The sequence below is a fragment of the Nitratifractor sp. genome (assembly GCF_015487065.1).
In the GTDB taxonomy this organism is placed as follows: Bacteria; Campylobacterota; Campylobacteria; order Campylobacterales; family Sulfurovaceae; genus Nitratifractor.
In genome coordinates, this window is record NZ_WFQN01000131.1 from 1 (window position 1) to 5,226 (window position 5,226).

General features: G+C 56.0%; 5 protein-coding genes and 1 tRNA gene. 5 read left to right on the forward strand and 1 reads right to left on the reverse strand.

The window, feature by feature from the left end:
• The coding region (locus F8I07_RS07040; RefSeq protein WP_292657562.1) for a helix-hairpin-helix domain-containing protein at nucleotides 1–1,585 on the forward strand (1,585 nt) is incomplete at its 5' end.
• On the forward strand, nucleotides 1,582–2,172 hold the full coding sequence (locus F8I07_RS07045; protein ID WP_292657565.1) for a YqiA/YcfP family alpha/beta fold hydrolase: 591 nt from the start codon (nucleotides 1,582–1,584) through the stop codon (nucleotides 2,170–2,172). The genes F8I07_RS07040 and F8I07_RS07045, both read left to right, overlap by 4 nt.
• Nucleotides 2,173–2,343: 171 nt before the next feature.
• Here F8I07_RS07045 and pgeF read toward each other — a convergent pair whose 3' ends face one another.
• Entirely contained in the window at nucleotides 2,344–3,099 is a 756-nt protein-coding gene (gene pgeF / locus F8I07_RS07050) for a peptidoglycan editing factor PgeF (protein WP_292657567.1), read from the reverse strand.
• A 113-nt stretch (nucleotides 3,100–3,212) separates the two neighbouring features.
• On the opposite strand from pgeF, the gene F8I07_RS07055 reads away from it, so the two are divergent.
• From F8I07_RS07055 to F8I07_RS07065, 3 genes are all read left to right on the forward strand, one after another.
• The gene (locus F8I07_RS07055) at nucleotides 3,213–4,433 is read left to right on the forward strand and encodes an FtsW/RodA/SpoVE family cell cycle protein (protein ID WP_292657570.1); all 1,221 of its coding nucleotides are present in this window, start codon (nucleotides 3,213–3,215) and stop codon (nucleotides 4,431–4,433) included.
• Nucleotides 4,424–4,500, forward strand: a tRNA-Ile gene (locus F8I07_RS07060). Before F8I07_RS07055 ends, F8I07_RS07060 begins: the two co-directional genes overlap by 10 nt.
• Before the next feature lie 210 nt (nucleotides 4,501–4,710).
• Nucleotides 4,711–5,226: pitrilysin family protein (locus F8I07_RS07065; protein WP_292657572.1), on the forward strand; the 516-nt coding region annotated here is incomplete at its 3' end.

The window sequence follows — 5,226 nt, forward strand, 5'->3', positions numbered from 1 at the left end:
CGACTTCACCAAACTGGTCAAAGAGGGATACGATCTCTCCCAGCTTCCCGATATCGGGGAGCGGATCGCCAAAAAGATCGTCGAAATCGTCACCACCGGCAAGCTGACCAAGCTCGAAGAGGTCAAAAAGGAGTTTCCCCCTCACATCCTCGACCTGCTCAAGATCGAAGGGATCGGCCCCAAACGGGCAAGAACCCTCTACGAAAAGCTTGGCATCGGTTCTCTGGAGGATCTCAAAAAGGCCGCCGAGGAACACAAGATCCGTGAACTCCCCGGCTTCGACGTCAAAACCGAGGAGAAGATCCTCAAAGGGGTGGTCCTCTACAAAAAAGAGGGCAAGCGTTTCCTCTACGCCGAGGCGGAGCCCTATGCCCTGGAGCTTCACGACTACCTCAAAGAGTTCAAAGCGATTCATCAGCTGACGATCGCCGGAAGTTTCCGCCGGCGCAAGGAGACGGTGGGCGACCTGGATATCGTCTCCACCTCCGAGGATCCCCTGGCGGCCATGGATCACTTCACCGCCTTCGGCAGGATCAAAGAGATCGTCTCCAAAGGCGACACCCGCTCCACCATTATCCTGCAAAACAACCTCCAGGTGGACTTCCGCTGCGTCAGCGACATGAGCTACGGGGCGGCATTGCATTACTTCACCGGCTCCAAAGCCCACAATATCGCTGTCAGAAAGATGGCGGTGGAGAAGGGATGGAAGGTCAACGAATACGGAGTCTTCAACGAAAAAATGGAGCGCATCGCCGGCAAGACCGAGGAGGAGATCTACCATCTCTTCGGGATGGAGTACATCGAACCGGAGCTGCGGGAGGACCGGGGGGAGCTGGAGGCGGCAGCCGAAGGGAAGCTCCCCGATCTGGTGAAGCGGGAGGATCTTCGGGGAGATCTGCATGTGCGCGCAGGCGAAGATCCCGCCGCACAGGTCAAAAAGGCCGCCGACCTGGGATACGACTACCTTTGCCTCACTCAAAAGGCCTCCCTGCTGCTCTGCGATCACGGTCGGGAGTGTCGTCCCCTGGAAGAATTCCTCGAGAGCGTCGATGCCCTGCAGAAAAAGTACAAAAAGCTTCATCTACTCAAGGGGATCGAAGTGGAAATCGCCGAGGACGGGAGCCTGGAAGCGGACGAGAAGGAGCTGGCAAACTTCGATCTGGTCATCGCCGGCGCGGAGGAGGCGCTGCACCTGAGCAAGGAGGAGCAGACCGAACGTCTCTGCAAAGCCCTGGCCCACCCCGCCGTGCGGATCCTGGCCCATCCTACCTGCCGGATCATCTCCCAGCGCAACGGCTGCAGCCTCGATCTGGAAAAGATCGCCCAAACGGCAGCGAAACACAACGTCTGGCTGGAGATCGACGCCCGGCCCGACCGCCTCGATCTCAGCGATGTCCATCTCAAGAGCCTACGGGACTTCGGTGTCCGTTTCGTCCTGAACTCCGTCACCGAAAGTGCCGAGACGATGGAGCAGATCCGATTCGGCCTCAACCAGGCCCGCCGGGGATGGCTGGAGGCAAAACATCTGGTCAATACCCTCTCCTTCTCAAAGCTGAAAGATCTCCTGAAAAGCGGGGTGAAATGATCCTCTATATCCACGGTTTCGCCAGCAGCGGCCTGGGAGCCAAGGCCGAAACGGTGCGGGAGTACTTCGGAGAGGAGGCCTTCGCCCCCTCCCTGCCTTATGTCCCCGACCTGGCCATGGATACCCTGATCCAGATCGCCGAACAGGCCGACAGACGCCGGGAACCGCTCTACCTCATCGGCTCCTCCCTGGGCGGCTTCTACGCCCTCTATCTGGCAGAGCGTTTCGATTGCAAAGCGGTCCTCGTCAACCCCTCGACCCGTCCCTGGGAGACCCTGGCCGCCCATACGGGAGAGGGGACCAACTACTACGACGGCGCCCGTTTCGAGTGGACCCCGCAGCATGTGGAGCGTCTGAGGAAATATCGGGTTCCCGCCCTCTCCCACCCTGAAAAGATCCTGCTGATGCTTCAGACCGGCGACGAGGTGTTGGACTACCGCCTCGCCCTAGAAGAACTCAAAGGCGCCCAAACGCTTCTTGAAGAAGGGGGCGATCACAGCTTCCGGGGTTTCGAAAAGCACCTACCCCGGATCGAGGCTTTTTTCAGATCCGGGCTTTCTGAAAAACATCCGTCATTCCGCGCTTAACCCGGAATCTAGGGCTTAAAATGCCTGTAAATTTGTGTCACCCCGGACGCGATCCGGGGTCTAGGGCCTGGAAAGCCTATGATGCCCTGGGTCCTGAATCGAGTTCAGGACGACGAGAGTTGCGCCATTTCCTTTTTTCAAAGCACACAACTTCAAACTTACTTCCAGCTTTCACCCTTCCCGCATAATACAGCTCATAAAACGCCCGCTACATCCTCCTTCTGCCCGGTAGGAGAAAAAGCGTTCCCGTTCACAAACGGTACAGACGGGACTGATTTCGATCTGTCTGTCGCAAAGCCCCGCCGCCAAGAGTTGCGTATGGTTGACCTCTTTGAGATCCAGCATCGGGCGGCCCCGTGTCCCGGGATGTACTGCCCCTTCGACCCCGCGAAACTCTTCGGCCACCTCTTCGCCGACTTCATAACAGCATCCGCCAATGGACGGACCGATAAAGGCCCGCAAATCCGCGGGATTGACGCCGTAAGCCTCCTGAAGGCGGGCCACTGTCTTTTCCACGATTTTCAGTGCGCTTCCCTTCCATCCCGCATGGACCGCTCCGACAGCTCCGGTAACGGGATCGGTCAAAAGAATCGGCACGCAGTCGGCCGTCAGGATCGTCAGGACCACCTTGGGAAGTCGGGTGATCAGAGCATCGGCTTTGAGGCTCTCATCCGGAAGCTCCCACCCCCTTGATTCCGACCGTTCCACCGCATAGATCCTGTCACCGTGAACCTGCAGTGCCGAAACGAACGAAGCATCCGGACCAAAAAATTCCGCCACTCTTCGACGGTTGGCTCCGACAAGTGCCGGATCCTCTCCGGTATGAAGTGCCAGGGAAAACCCCAGAGGCTCCGCCGCCCTCTTCTCGCTGATATAGTGCTTGATCCCCTGCAGTTCTTCCAGTATTCGCGAACGATAATGGTGCATTTTTACTCCTTACCTTGCCCCCTAAACCTTTGGATATAATAGCGCAAACTTTAAGCCGGACAGTCAGAATAACCCCTGATGGATTCCTTGTCCCGCTTTGTGAAGAGAGGCCCATGGATCTGGACTGGAAAGAGGTATCCGACTACTTCAAAACCCTTCCGAAGAACTTCGACTATCTCCTCATCATCCAAATTATTCCTCTCCTGATTATCTCTTCGATCCTGATCAAAGAGATCAATCCTGATCTCTTTGCCAAACAGATGGTTTACTACACCGTCGGAGCCATCGCCTTCCTTGTCGCCGTCTTCATTCCCTGGGAAAAGATCCTCTGGTGGTTCGCCCCGCTGAGCTATGTGGTCAACCTGGTGCTGCTTCTGGCGGTAGACGTGGCGGGCAAACGGATCCTGGGAGCCAGACGTTGGCTCGAAATTCCCGGTCTCCACGTCACTGTCCAGCCCTCAGAGTTCATCAAGATCAGCGTCATTCTGATGCTGGCCTACCTGATCTACCGCAATCCACCCCCCAAAGAGGGCTACGGCTTCAAAACCTTTCTCAAACTCTCCGTCATCATTCTAATTCCCTTTTTGCTCATCGCCAAGGAGCCGGATCTGGGAACAGCCATGGTCCTGATGCTCACCGGGTTGGGAATTCTCTTTCTCGTCGGCGTGCGCTGGCGGGTCTGGATCACGTTGGCCCTACTGACGGCCTTCTCTGCGCCAGTACTCTACAATCATCTCCACGATTATCAGAAGAAGCGCATCTCAGACTTCCTGGGCAAGCCCAGCTATCACGTCCGCCAAGCCCTCATCGCCATCGGATCCGGCGGACTGGAGGGCAAGGCCAAAGAGGAAGCGACCCAGACCCAGCTCAAGTTCCTCCCCATCGCCTCCAGTGACTTCATCTTCGCCTACCTGGGGGAGCGTTTCGGCTACAAAGGGATGCTGACGGTCATCGCCCTCTATATCCTTCTCATCGTCCACCTCCTTTTTCTTTCACGGATCTACGAACAGAACTATCTCATCAAGACCGTGGCCGCCGGGATCGCTTTTTTAATATTTATTTATATGGACGTCAATATCTACATGATCATCGGTATGGCCCCGGTGGTAGGGGTACCGCTGCCCATGTTCAGCCACGGCGGGACCTCCTTCATCATCTTCGCCGTCCTCTTCGGGATCCTGATCAATCTCATTGCCTTCCGGCACTATTTCCAGTATAATGCCGACGCGAAAATCACCATGATGGAGAAGGGTCAGATCAAAAACCAGGTCCCCTATCTTCCCCGCCGGATCCGCGAGCGGCAGAAGCAGCATGGCGAAAAGAAGGGTCTTTAGCTCAGTTGGTTAGAGCTCCCGGCTCATAACCGGGCGGTCCCGGGTTCGAGTCCCGGAGGACCCACCACCTTCCCCTATCCAACAACCTGTTATCACAAATTCGCTATCCTTCCTTTGCTATAAAACCCTCTGAACGAAAACAGATAATATTGATAGAGGATCAACCGACATGATCGATCGTTTAAAGAAATTTTGCAAAAATTTCGCCAAAAATCTACGCACTACCCACTATTCACTACTCACCGCGGCAGCGCTGCTGCCGCTTCCAGGAGCACTCATGGCAAATTCGCTGCCCAAATATTTCCACAAAACCCTCGACAACGGTCTGGAGGTCTATGCCATCCCTCTGGAGAACGGCACCGGAGTCATCACCACCGACATCTTCTACAAGGTCGGCAGCCGGGACGAGATCCTGGGCAAGACCGGGATCGCCCATATGCTGGAGCATATGAACTTCAAATCCACCAAACACCTCAAAGAGGGTGAGTTCGACAAAATCGTCAAAGCCCACGGCGGGATCAACAACGCCTCGACCGGCTTCGACTACACCCACTACTTCATCAAATCCTCCAGTAGCAACATGAAGATGGCCATGGAGCTCTACGCCGAATTGATGGCCAACCTCAAGCTCAGCGACGAAGAGTTCCAGAAGGAACGCAAAGTCGTGGCCGAAGAGCGGCGCTGGCGCACCGACAACAACCCCATCGGCTACCTCTATTTCCGCCTCTTCAATACCCACTACGTCGAGCACAGCTACCACTGGACCACCATCGGATTCATGCACGATATCCAG

Bases quoted from the DNA above. Each gene is read 5' to 3' on its own strand.
- F8I07_RS07045 (WP_292657565.1), top strand. From the start codon at position 1,582: ATGATCCTCTATATCCACGGTTTCGCCAGCAGCGGCCTGGGAGCCAAG.
- pgeF (WP_292657567.1), bottom strand. From the start codon at position 3,099: ATGCACCATTATCGTTCGCGAATACTGGAAGAACTGCAGGGGATCAAG.
- F8I07_RS07055 (WP_292657570.1), top strand. From the start codon at position 3,213: ATGGATCTGGACTGGAAAGAGGTATCCGACTACTTCAAAACCCTTCCG.